The organism is Flavobacterium sp. 2755, assembly GCF_031455715.1.
In the GTDB taxonomy this organism is placed as follows: Bacteria; Bacteroidota; Bacteroidia; order Flavobacteriales; family Flavobacteriaceae; genus Flavobacterium.
Map to the genome: position 1 here is coordinate 170,677 of NZ_JAVDTG010000010.1, position 16,461 is coordinate 187,137.

The 16,461-nt window shown below is 33.5% G+C and carries 9 protein-coding genes; 5 read left to right on the forward strand and 4 right to left on the reverse strand.

All coding sequences use genetic code 11. The annotated features are described in order from the left end of the window. Nucleotides 1–95 precede the first annotated feature (95 nt). Nucleotides 96–830, forward strand: a complete 735-nt coding sequence (locus tag J2Y38_RS20680; protein ID WP_309846379.1) for a hypothetical protein — start codon at nucleotides 96–98, stop codon at nucleotides 828–830. Nucleotides 831–906: 76 nt separating this feature from the next. On the opposite strand, the gene J2Y38_RS20685 is transcribed toward J2Y38_RS20680, so the two are convergent. Beyond that, nucleotides 907–2,499 carry a peptide chain release factor 3 gene (locus J2Y38_RS20685; RefSeq protein ID WP_053472300.1) on the reverse strand — a complete coding sequence of 531 codons (1,593 nt, stop codon included), beginning with the start codon at nucleotides 2,497–2,499 and terminating at the stop codon, nucleotides 907–909. A 155-nt stretch (nucleotides 2,500–2,654) separates the two neighbouring features. Beyond that, the gene (locus J2Y38_RS20690; RefSeq protein WP_309846381.1) at nucleotides 2,655–4,094 is read right to left on the reverse strand and encodes an alpha-amylase; all 1,440 of its coding nucleotides are present in this window, start codon (nucleotides 4,092–4,094) and stop codon (nucleotides 2,655–2,657) included. Between the two features lie 490 nt (nucleotides 4,095–4,584). Between J2Y38_RS20690 and J2Y38_RS20695 the strand changes: the two genes are divergently transcribed. Both J2Y38_RS20695 and J2Y38_RS20700 read left to right on the forward strand, forming a co-directional pair. After that, the gene (locus tag J2Y38_RS20695) at nucleotides 4,585–6,012 is read left to right on the forward strand and encodes a peptidylprolyl isomerase (RefSeq protein WP_309846383.1); all 1,428 of its coding nucleotides are present in this window, start codon (nucleotides 4,585–4,587) and stop codon (nucleotides 6,010–6,012) included. Nucleotides 6,013–6,090: 78 nt separating this feature from the next. Further along, nucleotides 6,091–7,044 (forward strand): MoxR family ATPase, encoded by a 954-nt coding sequence (locus tag J2Y38_RS20700; RefSeq protein WP_309846385.1) that lies wholly within the window; start codon nucleotides 6,091–6,093, stop codon nucleotides 7,042–7,044. 39 nt (nucleotides 7,045–7,083) lie between these two features. Here the strand turns inward: J2Y38_RS20700 and xrtN are convergent, their stop codons facing one another. Together xrtN and J2Y38_RS20710 are read right to left on the reverse strand one after the other, a co-directional pair. Continuing rightward, on the reverse strand, nucleotides 7,084–8,325 hold the full coding sequence (gene xrtN, locus J2Y38_RS20705) for an exosortase N (protein WP_309846389.1): 1,242 nt from the start codon (nucleotides 8,323–8,325) through the stop codon (nucleotides 7,084–7,086). Beyond that, on the reverse strand, nucleotides 8,325–10,820 hold the full coding sequence (locus tag J2Y38_RS20710) for an XrtN system VIT domain-containing protein (protein WP_309846390.1): 2,496 nt from the start codon (nucleotides 10,818–10,820) through the stop codon (nucleotides 8,325–8,327). The genes xrtN and J2Y38_RS20710 overlap by 1 nt, the downstream gene beginning before the upstream one ends. 423 nt (nucleotides 10,821–11,243) lie before the next feature. On the opposite strand from J2Y38_RS20710, the gene J2Y38_RS20715 reads away from it, so the two are divergent. Together J2Y38_RS20715 and J2Y38_RS20720 are read left to right on the forward strand one after the other, a co-directional pair. Next, nucleotides 11,244–14,015, forward strand: a complete 2,772-nt coding sequence (locus tag J2Y38_RS20715; protein WP_309846392.1) for a bifunctional aconitate hydratase 2/2-methylisocitrate dehydratase — start codon at nucleotides 11,244–11,246, stop codon at nucleotides 14,013–14,015. Between the two features lie 122 nt (nucleotides 14,016–14,137). Beyond that, nucleotides 14,138–16,402 (forward strand): aconitate hydratase, encoded by a 2,265-nt coding sequence (locus tag J2Y38_RS20720; RefSeq protein WP_309846393.1) that lies wholly within the window; start codon nucleotides 14,138–14,140, stop codon nucleotides 16,400–16,402. The last annotated feature ends 59 nt before the right edge of the window (nucleotides 16,403–16,461 follow it).

Here is a 16,461-nt window from a genome sequence, read left to right on the forward strand (position 1 = left end):
AAATATTTTGATTGCTTCCCAACCTTTTTATTTAAAATGTACTCTATATAAGTAAGAACCATTACAAAAGGTTTTTAACTTAAATAAAGTATAGTATGAAAAAGAAATTCACCTTAGAAATAAAAAATCCTTGCTCTGAAAATTTTGATAAAATGATTCCTAATGCAGGTGGTTCATTTTGTGATTCATGCATGAAAAATGTAATTGATTTAAGTAAAAAAACGAATTCTGAAGTTGCCAGATTTATTGCAGGAAATAAAGATGCAAACATTTGTGCACGATTAAAAACAACGCAGCTTGAAGAAAAATTTGAATATAGTGAGATTTCTAAAATCAATACTTTAAAATATGCAGCAGTTGCAGCAACTGTTTTACTTGCCTCAAATCTTACTGCACAAGAAAAAGAGCCTGTTAAAATCGAAAAAGTTTGTGCAGAGCCTATGTACAAATTAGGCAAAGTAGCTTATAACCAAACTGTAAATGAAGAAGTTTCGATAACAATAAAAGGAAAATTGTTAGAAGCAAAAACACATAAACCTTTTAACAAAGAAGCATATCCAGATTTAATGTTATCTGTTAATAGTTCAGAAACTCCTGTGAAAGTAAATCCAAAAACGGGAGAATTTACTATAACAGCGCAAGTTGCAAAAGCTAATAAAACGCTAATAGTTACGATTTCAGGAAGCGATTATTATCTTTCAAAAGAAATACCTTTTACTATAAAAGCAGTTAAAAATAATGTTTTATCACAAAATATAATTGTTGATGCAGATGAGCTGACTAAAATTTTTATTGCCGGCGGATTAGGAATTAATTATACAGATCAATAAAACAAAATGTTGGGGATTGTAATGAAAAAAGGCTGTCTAATAGTAGACAGCCTTTTTGTATTTTCTAAAGAAGTGATTAATCAAATTCAGAAGTAAAGTATAATTTCACACTTGGATATTTACTTTGTGTCATTTGAATTGTAAAGTCAGAATCGGCTAAAAATACCAGCTGACCATATTTATCGTGCGCAAGGAATTTTTGTTTAATACGTTTAAATTCTTTGAACTCTTCATTTTTAGCATCATCAGGTTTTACCCAGCAAGCTTTGTGAACAGGGAAGTTTTCGTAAGTACATTTTGCACCGTATTCGTGTTCTAAACGATATTGAATTACCTCATATTGAAGTGCTCCAACAGTTCCAATAACTTTACGATTGTTCATCTCTAAAGTAAATAACTGCGCTACACCTTCGTCCATTAACTGATCAACTCCTTTTTCTAATTGCTTAGCTTTCATCGGATCAGCGTTGTTGATGTATCTAAAGTGTTCCGGAGAGAAACTCGGAATTCCTTTAAAGCTCATTACTTCGCCTTCTGTTAAAGTATCACCAATTTTAAAGTTTCCTGTATCGTGTAAACCAACAATATCGCCGGGATAAGAAATATCAACGATTTCTTTTTTCTCTGCGAAAAAGGCATTCGGACTTGAGAATTTTAAATTTTTCTTCTGGCGAACGTGGTAATAAGGTTTGTTTCTTTCGAAAGTTCCGGAAACAATTTTTATAAAAGCTAAACGGTCACGGTGTTTCGGATCCATGTTAGCGTGAATTTTAAATACAAAACCAGACATTTTTTCTTCTGCAGGATCAACCAAACGAGTTTCAGAATCTTTTGGTCTTGGTGAAGGAGCAATCGCTACGAAACAATCTAACAATTCGCGAACTCCAAAATTATTCAATGCAGAACCAAAAAATACAGGTTGAATTTTTCCATCTAAATAATCCTGACGTTCAAATTTTGGATAAACTTCATCAATTAATTCTAGTTCTTCACGGAGTTTTTCGGCAGCTTTCTGCCCAACAATTTTATCTAGTTCAGGATTGTTTTGAACATCAGAGAAAGCAATAGTTTCCTCGATGTTTTTACGGCTGTCTCCGCTGAAAAGATTGATATTTTCTTCCCAAAGATTATAAATACCCTGAAAATCATAACCCATTCCAATAGGGAAACTTAATGGCGTAACTTTTAATCCCAGTTTTTGTTCCACTTCATCCATCAAATCAAAAGCATCTTTACCTTCACGATCTAATTTATTGATGAAAACAATCATCGGAATGTTACGCATTCTACAAACAGCAACTAATTTTTCCGTTTGTTCCTCAACCCCTTTTGCAACGTCAATAACCACAATTACACTATCAACAGCAGTAAGAGTTCTAAAAGTATCTTCGGCAAAATCCTTGTGTCCCGGTGTATCAAGGATATTGATTTTTTTATCTTTATAATTAAAAGCAAGTACAGAAGTCGAAACCGAAATACCTCTCTGGCGTTCGATTTCCATAAAGTCACTCGTTGCTCCTTTTTTAATTTTATTATTTTTTACAGCTCCAGCTTCCTGAATCGCCCCTCCAAATAACAATAATTTTTCCGTTAATGTTGTTTTACCGGCATCGGGATGCGATATAATTCCAAATGTTCTTCTGCGTTGTATTTCTTTTAAAAAGCTCATATTTTGTATAAATAGGTTGCAAAAGTACTATTAATTACGGCTTAATAAAAATATTCAGTTCTTAAATTGAAAGTGATAAGTTTTCAAAACAATACTTTTTATAAAAAAATAAGGCTGTTTTTAAAAACAGCCTTAAGTTGATATCGAAAAATAAATTATTGATTAATTGACCAAATAGAATATCCTTTTGGCGGACATTGAATTTTTACCCATTTATCGGCCTGAGTTGTTGGGTACCAAGTCGAATTTCCTGTAAAATCTTTAATCTGAGTATTGGCCCAATTGGTTTGAATCCATCTTTCCTGCCAAGCATCAGAATTATTGATGTAAACCACCAATCCTGGATTTCCGTTATAACCGTTTCTTCTTGCCACATATTCGTCATTATCAGAATATAAAATAGAAGTTGTACCTGTTGCTTTATTGTTATGAATCCAGATCAAGTTGTTTAATTTCGCTTTATCCAGCCATTCTTCATAATCTCTGTAGAAAATTGTTGGATAACCTTCGTGAGTTAAAATATAAGAATACGCCAGCATTTTGCTCCAAATTTCATCTGTATCATGATTCGTTACAAAAGTCACCGCTTTATACGGATTTCTTTTCCACATCATATCATCATTCAAAAGCGCCAGATTATTGCCATCAAAAGCATCATTCATTTTATAATAACATGCAAAGTCAAAAACAGAGCTGTTTGCAGCATTTGCCCAGTCATTTAATATATTTACGTTTGAATCCCATAATTCTCCAACCGAAAATCCGCCTACATTAGCGTTCCATGAATTTACAACCCACGCGCCAAATCCTTTTACGTAGTCAAATCTCCAGCCGTCAAACTTCATGGTATTTTTGTAATATTTACCAACTCCGTCAGTTCTCAGCCAAAGCCAGTCCTGAACATGAGGGTTTGCATGGCATAAATCAGGGAAACCGCCAAAAGATCCTTCATCGTTATTTCCGTAGCTGTTTTTATAGAAGTCATTATAATTACGTGTAAATTTTCCAGAAGCAACACCGCTGAAATTTGTCCACGTGCTAGTGCCTGTATATGGATTTGCTTCAGATTGACCGCCGCTGTTATGATTAATTACGATATCGGCATACACTTTTATGTTTTCGGTGTGAGCAGACGTTATTAGGCTTACTAATTCTGCTTTAGAACCAAAACGGGTTTCGGTACTACCATTTTGATTGTAATCTCCAAAATCAAAATAATCCGTTGGATCATATCCCATAGAAAATGCTCCATTTTGAGCTTTAGAAGCGGGTGGAAGCCAGATAGAGCCAATTCCGGCATTTCCCCAGGCAGTCACTTTTCCTTTTACGGTATTCCACCAATTTCCGCCCGCAGGAACATCCCAATAAAAAGCCTGCATCATTACGCCTCCGCCCGGATTGTCTACATATTTTCCTGTAGGGGAAGATAAAGAAGCGCCGGTGCTAAAAGGTTTTCCATCGTGGTGAGTCACGTTGATAATTTTAAATTGCTGACTTTCTGCTTTAGCGTCAACATCATTCGTTTCATTTGTACAAGAATACAAAAAGGTTGTAATTGCAGTAAGAAAAAATAATCTTACAATAGGTTTTTTCATAATAGATTGTGGTTAAGGTTAAATTAATAAAGTTTGAAATTGTTAATTTTAGCACTTTAAAAACAAGATATTCTTATTTTTTGCAGCTATAAATTATTAATAACGCATCTAAAGTAGGAGTTTTTAGATTCGATTTGTTTTTGTAGGAAAATAGTTTTACAACGAAAACGTTGTAGTGTTTAAAACTTTTTTTTAGAGGCTTGAAAATCAGCTAGAATTGTTTTGACTCTTTTGGAGTTAACAGCTTTTTAAAAAAGAAAAAGATTGGAGAATTAAACTTCTTATCGTGAATTTAAATACGATCCACATAATTTTTTGTTAATACTATGGCTGATAGTTGTATTATGTAATTGAATTGTTATTTTTGTTCGTTTTATAAAAGAAAACAGAAGTTCATTATTTAGTTTTTCAGAATCGCTTTTGAAAATAAATAATAGCCAGTTAAATTTTAGAATACAGATCTTTACATCCAAAAATTAAATTTAAAATAATGTCATTAAAAAAATTGCAACTAAAAACAATTGATTATAAGGTAGTCTTAACAATGTGTTTTTTATTTTTTTTCAACTCAATAATTTCAGCACAGGAAATTATTAAGGATGTTGTAGCCGAAAAGCCGGTAGATACTGTACGCGGAAAACAAAAAATTGACGGTATCATTGCTACGGTTGGAGATTATATTGTTTTAGATTCTGATATTGATAAAGGTTATTTAGAGATTGCAAGTCAGGGTGGTAATATTAAAGATATTACAAGATGCCAAATGCTTGGTAAACTTTTAGAAGATAAATTATACGCACATCAGGCCATTCAGGATAGTATTATTGTAAGTGATGCTGAAGTTAGAGGAATGATGGAAGAGCGTTTGAATTATATGATTCAACAAGTTGGAGATATCAATAAAGTAGTTGAATACTATAAAAAAAGTTCTGTAGAAGAATTTAAAACGTATTTTGCTGACATCTTAAAAGAGCAAAAATTAGCCTCAGAAATGAGAGATAAAATTGTAAAAGATGTAGAAATTACTCCAGAAGAAGTTCGTAATTTCTTTAAAAAAATCCCTAAAGATGAATTGCCGACTTTTGGAGCTGAAATGGAAGTAGCACAGATTGTTACTGAACCTAAAGTTTCTAATGAAGACAAACAAAAAGTAAAAGATAGATTAAACGCTATTCGACAAGATGTTTTAGAAGGTTCAAGTTTTGCTACAAAAGCAGTTTTGTACTCTCAGGATCCGGGATCTGCGCCAAATGGAGGTTATTATAAAATGACACGTAAAACGCCTTTCGTAAAAGAATTTAAAGACGTAGCATTTAGTTTGCAGGAAGGTGAAATTTCGCAGCCATTTGAAACTACTTTTGGTTTCCACATTATAATGGTTGACAAAATAAAAGGACAGGAAGTTGAATTAAGACATATTTTAATTGCTCCTGTAGTTTCTGAAAGTGCTTTGAAAGAAGCTAAAGAAAGAGCGGCAAATATTAGAGAGAAAATCGTAAGCAAGCAAATTACTTTTGCAGAGGCTGCAAGAACAGAATCTGACGAAAAAGAAACTAGAGCAAACGGAGGAACTTTAATAAATCCAAATACTCAGGATACTCGTTTTGAATTAACTAAAATGGATCCAACTTTATATGGTCAGGTTTCTAATTTAAAAGATGATGAAGTTTCTCAGCCACTTTTAAATACGGATGATAAAGGTAAAAAAACGTATAAACTGATTACTGTTACCAACAGAATCGACGAACATACTGCTGACTATGCTAAGGATTACACGAAAATTAAAGAATTAGCATTAAAAGAAAAACAAATCAACGCAATTGCAAAATGGTTTGATACTAAAATTAAAGATACGTACATTAAAATCATTGGAGAGTACAGAGATTGTACGTTTGCTAATAACTGGTTGAAAAAATAATTTTTATTAAATAAAGAAAAAGAGTTAGTTTTATGAATTCATTTAACTAACTCTTTTTAATTTAAAATATATTCATAAATGTCTGACGTAACAGCAATTCATAACTTAGTTCAGAAACGCAACGAATTAAAAAACGAAATAGCAAAAATCATTGTAGGGCAGGATGCCGTTGTTGACCAAATTTTACTTTGTATATTTTCTGGAGGACACGCTCTTTTAATAGGAGTTCCTGGTTTGGCAAAAACCTTAATGATTAATACTTTATCTCAAGCTTTAGGTTTAGATTTTAAAAGAATTCAGTTTACACCGGATTTAATGCCTTCGGATATTTTAGGAAGTGAAATTTTAGATGAAAACAGACAATTTAAATTCATAAAAGGGCCAATTTTTTCTAATATCATTTTGGCTGATGAGATCAACAGAACGCCTCCGAAAACACAGGCAGCTTTATTGGAAGCCATGCAGGAACGTTCGGTTACAATTGCAGGACAAAATTACAAATTAGATTTGCCTTATTTTGTACTGGCAACACAAAACCCAATTGAGCAGGAAGGAACTTATCCTTTACCGGAAGCGCAATTAGACCGTTTTATGTTTGCTATTAAATTAGAATATCCAACTTTTGAAGAAGAAGTAAAAGTCGTAAAACAAACTACATCTGATAATAAAGTAGAAATTAACCCATTATTTACAGCGCAGGAAATTATTGATTTCCAGCATTTAATCAGAAGAATTCCTGTTGCCGATAATGTTATTGAATATGCAGTAACTTTAGTAAGTAAAACACGTCCTGATAATGCTTTGTCAAACGATTTTGTAAAAAATTATCTGGATTGGGGAGCAGGGCCAAGAGCTTCGCAAAACTTGATTTTGGCTGCAAAAGCTCACGCAGCTTTCAACGGTAAATTCTCGCCGGATATTGAAGATGTAAAAGCAGTGGCAACCGGAATTTTACGCCACAGAATTATTAAAAACTACAAAGCAGACGCTGAAGGAATAACGGAAGAAGTTATTATTAAAAAGCTGATGTAAGATATATCTAAAAAGCCTGATTTTTAATCAGGCTTTTTTTTATTTCAATTCTTTAATACTCGTTTCGTTTATCAACCGTACCGTTTTGTTGTGAAAAAGTTTTAGCAGTAAAACTTCTGTAAGCGACGTGTATTTTTTATTGTCATATTCGTACCACCAATAAGAGAAATATCTAATATTATTCTTTTCTAATTTTGTGAGCCATATTTTTTCATTACTTCTCATGATTTCTTTAGACTCAATGATTTTATATCCGTTTCCTGTCCAGCAAATTAAAGGCTTGTGAATAGGTGTTTTGATATAAATTAAGGTTTCTGGCGCTGCAATCTTAAAAACTTCATTATTGACCCAAACTCCTTTTTTAATATTATAATTAGGACTGAGATTTTCTAACAGCGAATAATTTTGTTCCTTTTTAATTTCTAAACTCGTAATAAACAATATTCCGGCAGCAATTATCATTGGTAAAAGTTTTGGAAAAAAGGAATTGCCGGCTATGCTTTCTTTTTTGGGATTAAAGAATCGTATTAGAAATAAAAGAGGAACAATTTGATAAAATACAAAACACATAATTCCAATAGTGTGATGCAGTATATTTTCTTCAGTACAATTGAATAAAACTAAAGTAATGATTCTGAAATAATTTGAAATAATATTCAGAACTACTATTACACAGCAAAATAATAAAATTTCCAGAATGTTGAAATACTTTTGGTTTTTACGTTCTTCTAAAGTCAATAAAAAAGCACCAAATAATAATCCCGTTTTAAACATCGATAACCCCATACAAGCGGTATCGATAGAAATTTTTGCATTATTGATATAGAAATTAACGCCTTCAATTTTAGTTATCGGAATGAATTTTTTTAATGTTAAATACACTCCGTAACAAAGCGCTTGTTTTATTTCGACAGTTAAATAGTTGAATAACTGATCAAAAATTGACGAAAACAAAAAGAGACAGATAAAAGCGATAAAAGAAAACTTTTGGGTAAAGCTGTAATAAACAAAACAGGCAAACAACAAAAGTGCATGAAAATGCAAAGACTTTGTATGCAGTCTGAAACTTATAAATTCTAATAAAAAAATTAATCCAAGCAGCGGATAACTAATCTTTAAAGCAGTTTTTCTTCCTGCGTAAAGAAATAGTAAAATAGAAAATATAACGCCAAAAAAATTATTGTCTAATCCTGTTGATACAATACTATAGTTTAGAACTATGAGCATAATTGTAGCAAGAATAGCGATTAATTTGGCGTGTGACTGCAGTAAAACTTTCATTAAGCTTTTTGTTTTTTGTTTCTTTGATAGTAAAATAAAAGTGTAGTCAGTCCAATAATAATCATTACCCATTCGTGAGGTTCCGGAACCGCACCGTCATTTTTAATTGAAGCGTTGCCAAGAGTATCCACATTTTTCTCAATTCCGTTATTTTCATAATCGGCATCCGTTTCCAAAACAATTAAAGACGAAATTGGTGTTACCACATTGGCATCTTTGGCAAGGGGTACGTATTTATTTGCGGCTAAAGTATCATTCTGAATTTTAACTTGTTCTTCTAAAACTTTTCCAAAAGCATACATTCTGTAAATATGATTTGGGCCATTACTTTTAGAAATACTGTCTTTGGCCGTTTCCTGAATCGAAATGTTTGCAGGTTCAATATTAACTGAGTTTTCATCGGTTTTGTACAATACAAACTGATTTTGATTTATCATTTGTAAACTCTTTTGAAGAGAAGCCTGATAATAGTCAAGATATTTTTGCTCTTTCACAGTCTGCCAAAACGGATTAATTTCTCCGGAAATATTAATCACTTTTAAATTTTGCTGTTTGGTTCCTGTTTTTATTTTGTTTAAATATTGAGACTCATTTAGTTCTTCAAAATTGGCCGAAAATGCACCAGATTTAGTAATAATCAAACTGTTTTTAGTAATCTTATAAAGCGGCAATAATGAATAATGAAGGTTTTTAAATTCCCATTGAATTTCTTTGAAGTTCTCTTTAGTTATTTCCTTTTTTTCTTTGTCGCTGTATGCATAAATTGATTTTTGTGGTAAGTTGACAAATGATTCTATCTCGTTTAATGTCCAGCTGCTGTTTAAATCTAAAATAATTTCTGAAGCAGTAAATGGAACATTCACTTTTTGGATTTCTTTTACTTTATAGGTCTTATCTTTCCATGTAAATGAACTCGAATTGATTTTATTTAAAGGTATGGCAGCTTCCCAGTCATCTAATCCTTTTGATTCGTTAACATAAAAATTATTTTTAAACTCAAAGTCTTTGCTTGTTCTGACTTTTGCATCGCCTGTAATCTGAATTCGGGAAAGAGTAGAAGCATTTGAAATATTTGGGCCTTTTATCGAAAGACTTTGATATTTCATTTCATTATTACCCGCTTGTAAAGGAGTAGTAAAACCACATTTAAAAGTTCGGGGTTTTTCGTAATTTACAGGAAAAACACGAACCACAATTTTGTTTCCTTCTTTCCATTGCATCAACGAGGGGTCACGGCTTTCTATTCCAACAATTTGTTTATAAGCTGCCTGAGCTTTTTCTTTGGTCGTTAAAACACCTTTACGTTCAATGCCGTTTACCCATAAAGAAAGTGAAGTGGCAACAGAACCTTCAGGAAGCTGAAAATAGTAAATTGCTTCCTTGTCTTGCCAGGATTCTTTTTCGCAGGCAATATTCATCGTAATTTCGGTGTAGGCTAATCTTGCTTCAGGATAAATTTTTACATCTTCTTTAATGTCTTTGGTAAACAAATCTTCGCCGCTCCATAATTGTTCTTCTGTTTCTAATCTTTTGTCAAAATTTGATTTCAGAATATTAATTCGGTCATCAGTACTTAAATTAAGTTCGTTGCAAAAAGCATAAGCAATGTTTATAAACGGGTTGTGAACTTTTCTCTCATTATACTTAGAACTTCCAAATGAATCCAGGCCTCTAAAACTAAAGAAATCATCACTGCTTTTGTAAACAATGCCTTTTTTAAGTAAAATTTCATTGAAAAAATTAGGCTCTAAATGCTGTGAAATCTTAATATAAGCTGGTAAATCATCATTATAATCAAATGATTTTGCAATTTCGTTTTGGCTGATTCTTTCACTTTCAATATTCAGTCGATAAGTAAAAACAAACAAAGCTATTAATACGCTTAAAATACCAGAGGCAAAAGAAATAAAGTATTGTCTGTCTTCCTCAAACAACTTTACTAATCGTATTAAATGTCCTATTGAAATTATTGCCGGAACTAAGCCGTAAAATCCTATTCCTAAAACTATAATTCCAATTACTGAAAGTAATGTAATAGGTAAGAGATATAAAGCGTAATATAGTATTAATGAATAAGATAATCCATTAATAAAGAAAAGAGCCAGGGCAGTATTGCTTTTGTTTTGTGTAGAATAGATAAAGAAATTTGAAATGCAAAAAGTCAAAGTAATGAGGTAAACCCAAACTGGCAGATCTTCAAAAATAGAGAAGAAAACGTTAAGACAAAAACATCCAATAAGCCAGTTTAAAAACAAAAAAGGAAGTAAATGAACATATTTTTCTCTTTTTCTTAAAAGAAAAAAAGAGAGTGTAACGCAGTAAGTAAATTCAAATATTAGACTTATTACGCATAAAGGCTCTGCACCGCGCGAGTCGAAAGCGGAACAAATTAATATAATGCAGAGTAAAAACAAGCAAAGTGATGAAACAACTAAGCTCATTATGACTCCTTCATTTTGAATGTATTCTTTAAATAACTGTAATTTGTTTTTCATAGAGTTTTATTTTTAAAAGAACTTTGAATTACAAAGTTAATAGAAAAATTGAATTACAATTGTTTTGTGCAATTTTTTTTAAGGTGAAATTTGATAAAACTTTAACTCGGGAAAAAGACTAAAAACAGACGTCAAAAATCGCAACTATAACGTTATAATTGTTTATTTAGAAAGATTCTTTGTGAAAATAGAGGTAAAATCTCACTTACTTTATAACGCCAAATTTCGACTTTGTTAAAGAAAAGATTTTAAAATATCAATAATTCATTTTTTTAATACAAAATTAATATTTTGACAAAAACAAGCAGTGAAAATCGTTTTTTAACAATAATAATTTTTGAAAAGGCGACTTCTATTATATTATTTTTAATTATCCGCATTAATGATTAAATTTGCGAACAAAAAAATAAATCTGCCTTAATTATGAATATTTATAAGGATTATATCCAAGAGATTGAAGAACGTAAAAATCAGGGACTTCACCCAAAACCAATCGATAGCGCTGAATTATTAAGCGAAATTATTGCACAAATTAAAGATTTAGATAACGAGTATAGAGAAGATTCTCTTAAATTTTTCATTTACAATACTTTACCGGGAACAACAAGTGCTGCTGGTGAAAAAGCAAAGTTTTTAAAAGAAATTATTCTTGGGCAAGCTGTAGTAAAAGAAATTACACCAGCTTTTGCTTTTGAATTATTATCACATATGAAAGGCGGACCTTCTATAGAGGTTTTGCTTGATTTAGCTTTAGGAAATGACGCTGCTATTGCAAAAGAAGCAGCTAAAGTTCTTAAAACACAAGTTTTCCTTTATGAAGCAGATACAGACCGTTTAATAGAGGCATTCAAAAATAATAATGCAGTTGCAAAAGAAATCCTTGAAAGTTATGCTCAGGCTGAGTTTTTTACAAAACTTCCAGAAGTAGCAGATACAATTAAAGTGGTTACTTTTATTGCTGGTGAAGGTGATATCTCAACAGATTTACTTTCTCCGGGTAATCAGGCGCACTCTCGTTCAGATCGTGAATTACATGGTCAATGTATGATTACACCTCAGGCGCAGCAAGAAATTAAAGCTTTACAAGCACAACATCCTGATGCAAGTGTGATGTTGATTGCTGAAAAAGGAACTATGGGAGTAGGATCTTCTAGAATGTCAGGTGTAAACAACGTGGCACTTTGGACAGGAAAACAAGCGAGTCCATATATTCCATTCGTTAATATCGCGCCAATTGTTGGTGGAACAAACGGAATTTCTCCAATTTTCCTAACAACTGTTGATGTTACCGGTGGTATTGGTTTAGACCTTAAAAACTGGGTTAAAAAGGTTGATGCAAATGGTAACGTTTTACGTAATGAAAACGACGAACCAATTTTAGAGCAAACTTATTCTGTTGAAACAGGTACAGTTTTAACAATCAATATTAAAGAGAAAAAACTTTATAATGGCGATCAAGAATTAATTGATATTTCTAAGGCATTTACGCCTCAAAAAATGGAATTCATTAAAGCTGGTGGTTCATATGCTATTGTGTTTGGTAAAAAACTTCAAACATTAGCAGCTAAAATTTTAAATGTTGAAGCTCCTCTTGTTTTTGCTCCATCAAAAGAAATTTCTATTGAAGGACAAGGTCTTACAGCTGTAGAAAAAATATTTAACAGAAACGCTGTTGGTGTGCCTGCAGGTAAAGTATTACACGCTGGTTCTGATGTTCGTGTAGAAGTTAATATCGTAGGTTCACAAGATACTACAGGTCTTATGACTGCTCAGGAATTAGAATCTATGGCTGCTACAGTAATTTCACCAATCGTTGACGGTGCATACCAATCAGGTTGTCACACAGCTTCGGTTTGGGATAAAAAAGCGCAGGCAAACATTCCAAAATTGATGAAATTCATGAACGATTTTGGTTTGATCACAGCTCGTGACCCAAAAGGTGTTTATCATGCAATGACAGACGTTATCCATAAAGTACTTAATGATATTACTATTGATGAGTGGGCTATCATCATTGGTGGTGATTCTCATACAAGAATGTCAAAAGGTGTTGCTTTTGGTGCTGACTCAGGAACTGTTGCTCTTGCTCTTGCTACTGGTGAGGCTTCAATGCCAATTCCAGAATCTGTAAAAGTGACATTCAAAGGAGATATGAAAGGTTACATGGATTTCCGTGATGTGGTTCATGCTACACAAGCGCAAATGCTTCACCAATTTGGTGGAGAAAATGTTTTCCAAGGTAGAATTATTGAGGTTCACATTGGAACACTTACTGCGGATCAGGCCTTTACATTTACAGACTGGACTGCAGAGATGAAAGCTAAAGCTTCTATCTGTATTTCTGAAGATGATACTTTAATCGAATCATTGGAAATTGCAAAAGGCAGAATCCAGATCATGATCGATAAAGGTATGGATAATGAGAAACGTGTTCTTCAAGGATTAATCAACAAAGCTGATAAGAGAATTACAGAGATTAAATCTGCTGAGAAACCAGCTTTAACTCCAGATGCAAATGCTAAATATTATGCTGAAGTTGTAGTTGATTTGGATCAAATTTCTGAGCCAATGATTGCCGATCCAGACGTAAACAACGTTGACGTTTCTAAAAGATATACTCACGATACTATCAGACCTCTTTCTTTTTACGGAGGAGTGAAAAAAGTAGATCTTGGATTTATCGGATCTTGTATGGTTCACAAAGGAGATATGAAAATCCTTGCTCAAATGTTGAAAAACGTAGAAGCACAAAACGGTAAAGTTGAATTCAATGCACCGCTAGTTGTTGCGCCGCCTACCTATAATATAGTAGATGAGCTTAAAGCTGAAGGTGACTGGGAAGTTTTACAAAAATACTCAGGTTTCGAATTCGACGATAATGCTCCAAAAGGTGCAGCACGTACAGAATATGAAAACATGCTATACTTAGAGCGTCCAGGTTGTAACTTATGTATGGGTAATCAGGAAAAAGCAACAAAAGGAGATACAGTAATGGCAACTTCAACTCGTCTTTTCCAAGGAAGAGTAGTAGAAGATGCTGATGGTAAAAAAGGAGAATCATTACTTTCTTCAACTCCGGTTGTAGTTTTATCTACAATTTTAGGTAGAACCCCAACATTAGCTGAATATACAACAGCTGTAGACGGTATTAACTTGACTAAGTTTGCGCCTTCAAATAAATCGTTAGTAATGTAATCTTACGATTATTAATATTTCAAAAGCCCGAGTGATAAACTCGGGCTTTTTCTTTTCTGGCACTTCTATTTTTTGTAACTTGTCATGTTCAAAATAAAAAAAAACAAAAACAATTATAACTTATGGCTTTTGATATTGAAATGATTAAAAAAGTGTATGAGAACATGCCAGGTCGTGTTGACAAAGCACGCGAGATTGTTGGTCGTCCACTTACTTTAACGGAGAAAATTTTATACAATCACCTTTGGGATGGAGATCCAACTAAGGCGTTTGGAAGAGGAGTTGATTATGTTGATTTTGCACCAGACCGTGTTGCATGTCAGGATGCAACGGCTCAAATGGCATTATTGCAATTTATGCACGCTGGAAAATCTAAAGTAGCTGTACCTACAACAGTTCACTGCGATCACTTGATTCAGGCAAAAATAGACGCTGCAACCGATTTGGCCAGAGCAAAAACACAAAGTAACGAAGTTTTCGATTTCTTATCGTCGGTTTCTAATAAATACGGAATTGGTTTCTGGAAACCGGGAGCCGGAATTATTCACCAGGTAGTACTTGAAAACTACGCTTTCCCTGGAGGAATGATGATTGGAACCGATTCTCACACTGTAAATGCAGGTGGTTTAGGAATGGTAGCCATTGGTGTTGGTGGAGCCGATGCCGTAGACGTAATGTCTGGTATGGCTTGGGAACTTAAATTTCCTAAACTAATTGGAGTTAAATTAACTGGTAAATTATCAGGATGGACAGCTCCAAAAGATGTTATTCTTAAAGTTGCAGGTATTCTTACTGTAAAAGGGGGAACTGGTGCAATCGTTGAATATTTTGGAGAAGGTGCAACTTCGATGTCATGTACTGGTAAAGGAACTATTTGTAATATGGGAGCAGAAATTGGAGCTACAACTTCAACTTTTGGTTATGACGATTCTATGAGTCGTTACCTGCGTTCTACAAACAGAGCAGATGTTGCTGATGCTGCAGATAAAGTAGCTTCATACTTAACAGGAGATACGGAAGTTTATGCAAACCCAGAGAAATATTTTGATCAGGTTATCGAAATCAATTTATCTCAATTAGAGCCACATTTAAACGGTCCTTTTACTCCAGATTTAGCTACTCCAATTTCTAAAATGAAAGAAGAAGCAATCAAAAACAACTGGCCATTACAAATTCAGGTTGGTTTAATAGGATCTTGTACCAACTCTTCTTACGAAGATATTTCTCGTGCAGCATCTTTAGCAAGACAGGTTGCCGCTAAAAACTTAAAAACAAAAGCCGAATTTACAATTACTCCGGGTTCTGAAGTAGTTCGTTCTACAATAGAAAGAGACGGATTTATTGATACATTCCATAAAATTGGAGCAACTGTTTTTGCCAACGCCTGCGGACCATGTATTGGTATGTGGGATAGAGAAGGGGCAGAAAAAGAAGAAAGAAATACAATCGTTCACTCTTTCAACCGTAACTTCTCAAAACGTGCAGATGGTAACCCTAATACATTAGCTTTCGTAGGTTCTCCAGAATTGGTAACTGCAATGGCGATTGCTGGTGATTTAGGATTCAACCCATTAACGGATACATTAATCAACGAAGATGGCGAAGAAGTAATGCTTGATGCTCCAACAGGAGACGAGTTGCCTGCCAAAGGTTTTTATGCTGAAGATCCAGGTTTTCAGGCTCCGGCAGCAGATGGTTCAAGTGTTCAGGTTGTAGTAAATCCTGCTTCAGAGCGTTTGCAATTATTAGCTCCGTTTGATGCCTGGGATGGAAAAAACATTACAGGTGCTAAATTATTAATCAAAGCATTCGGAAAATGTACAACGGATCATATTTCTATGGCTGGACCATGGTTGCGTTTCCGCGGACACTTAGATAATATTTCTAACAACATGTTAATTGGAGCTGTAAATGCTTATAACCAAAAAACTAACTCGGTTAAAAATCAATTGACAGGAGAATACGATGCTGTTCCTGCTGTTGCACGTGCTTACAAAGCAGCTGGAGTTCCATCTATCGTTGTGGGAGATCACAACTATGGTGAAGGTTCATCTCGTGAGCATGCGGCTATGGAACCTCGTTTCTTAGGGGTGAAAGCAGTATTAGTAAAATCTTTCGCTCGTATCCACGAAACAAACCTTAAAAAACAAGGTCTTTTAGGATTAACTTTTGCAAACGAAGCAGATTACGATAAAATTCAAGAAAACGATACTATCAACTTTACTGATTTAACGGAGTTTGCTCCGGGAAAACCATTAACATTAGAATTCGTTCATGCAGATGGTACAAAAGATATTATCTTGGCCAATCATACTTACAACGCCGGACAAATTGGATGGTTCGTTGCAGGTTCTGCATTAAACTTAATTGCAGCTGGGAAAGCTTAATCTTAAAGATTAATTATATACCAAAAACGCTCTGTGAAAACAGGGCGTTTTTTTATTTG

Excerpts from the sequence above, each read along its gene's own strand:
- J2Y38_RS20695 (WP_309846383.1), top strand. The coding sequence starts at position 4,585 with ATGTCATTAAAAAAATTGCAACTAAAAACAATTGATTATAAGGTAGTC.
- J2Y38_RS20680 (WP_309846379.1), top strand. The coding sequence starts at position 96 with ATGAAAAAGAAATTCACCTTAGAAATAAAAAATCCTTGCTCTGAAAAT.
- xrtN (WP_309846389.1), bottom strand. The coding sequence starts at position 8,325 with ATGAAAGTTTTACTGCAGTCACACGCCAAATTAATCGCTATTCTTGCT.
- J2Y38_RS20720 (WP_309846393.1), top strand. The coding sequence starts at position 14,138 with ATGGCTTTTGATATTGAAATGATTAAAAAAGTGTATGAGAACATGCCA.
- J2Y38_RS20690 (WP_309846381.1), bottom strand. The coding sequence starts at position 4,094 with ATGAAAAAACCTATTGTAAGATTATTTTTTCTTACTGCAATTACAACC.
- J2Y38_RS20685 (WP_053472300.1), bottom strand. The coding sequence starts at position 2,499 with ATGAGCTTTTTAAAAGAAATACAACGCAGAAGAACATTTGGAATTATA.
- J2Y38_RS20710 (WP_309846390.1), bottom strand. The coding sequence starts at position 10,820 with ATGAAAAACAAATTACAGTTATTTAAAGAATACATTCAAAATGAAGGA.
- J2Y38_RS20715 (WP_309846392.1), top strand. The coding sequence starts at position 11,244 with ATGAATATTTATAAGGATTATATCCAAGAGATTGAAGAACGTAAAAAT.
- J2Y38_RS20700 (WP_309846385.1), top strand. The coding sequence starts at position 6,091 with ATGTCTGACGTAACAGCAATTCATAACTTAGTTCAGAAACGCAACGAA.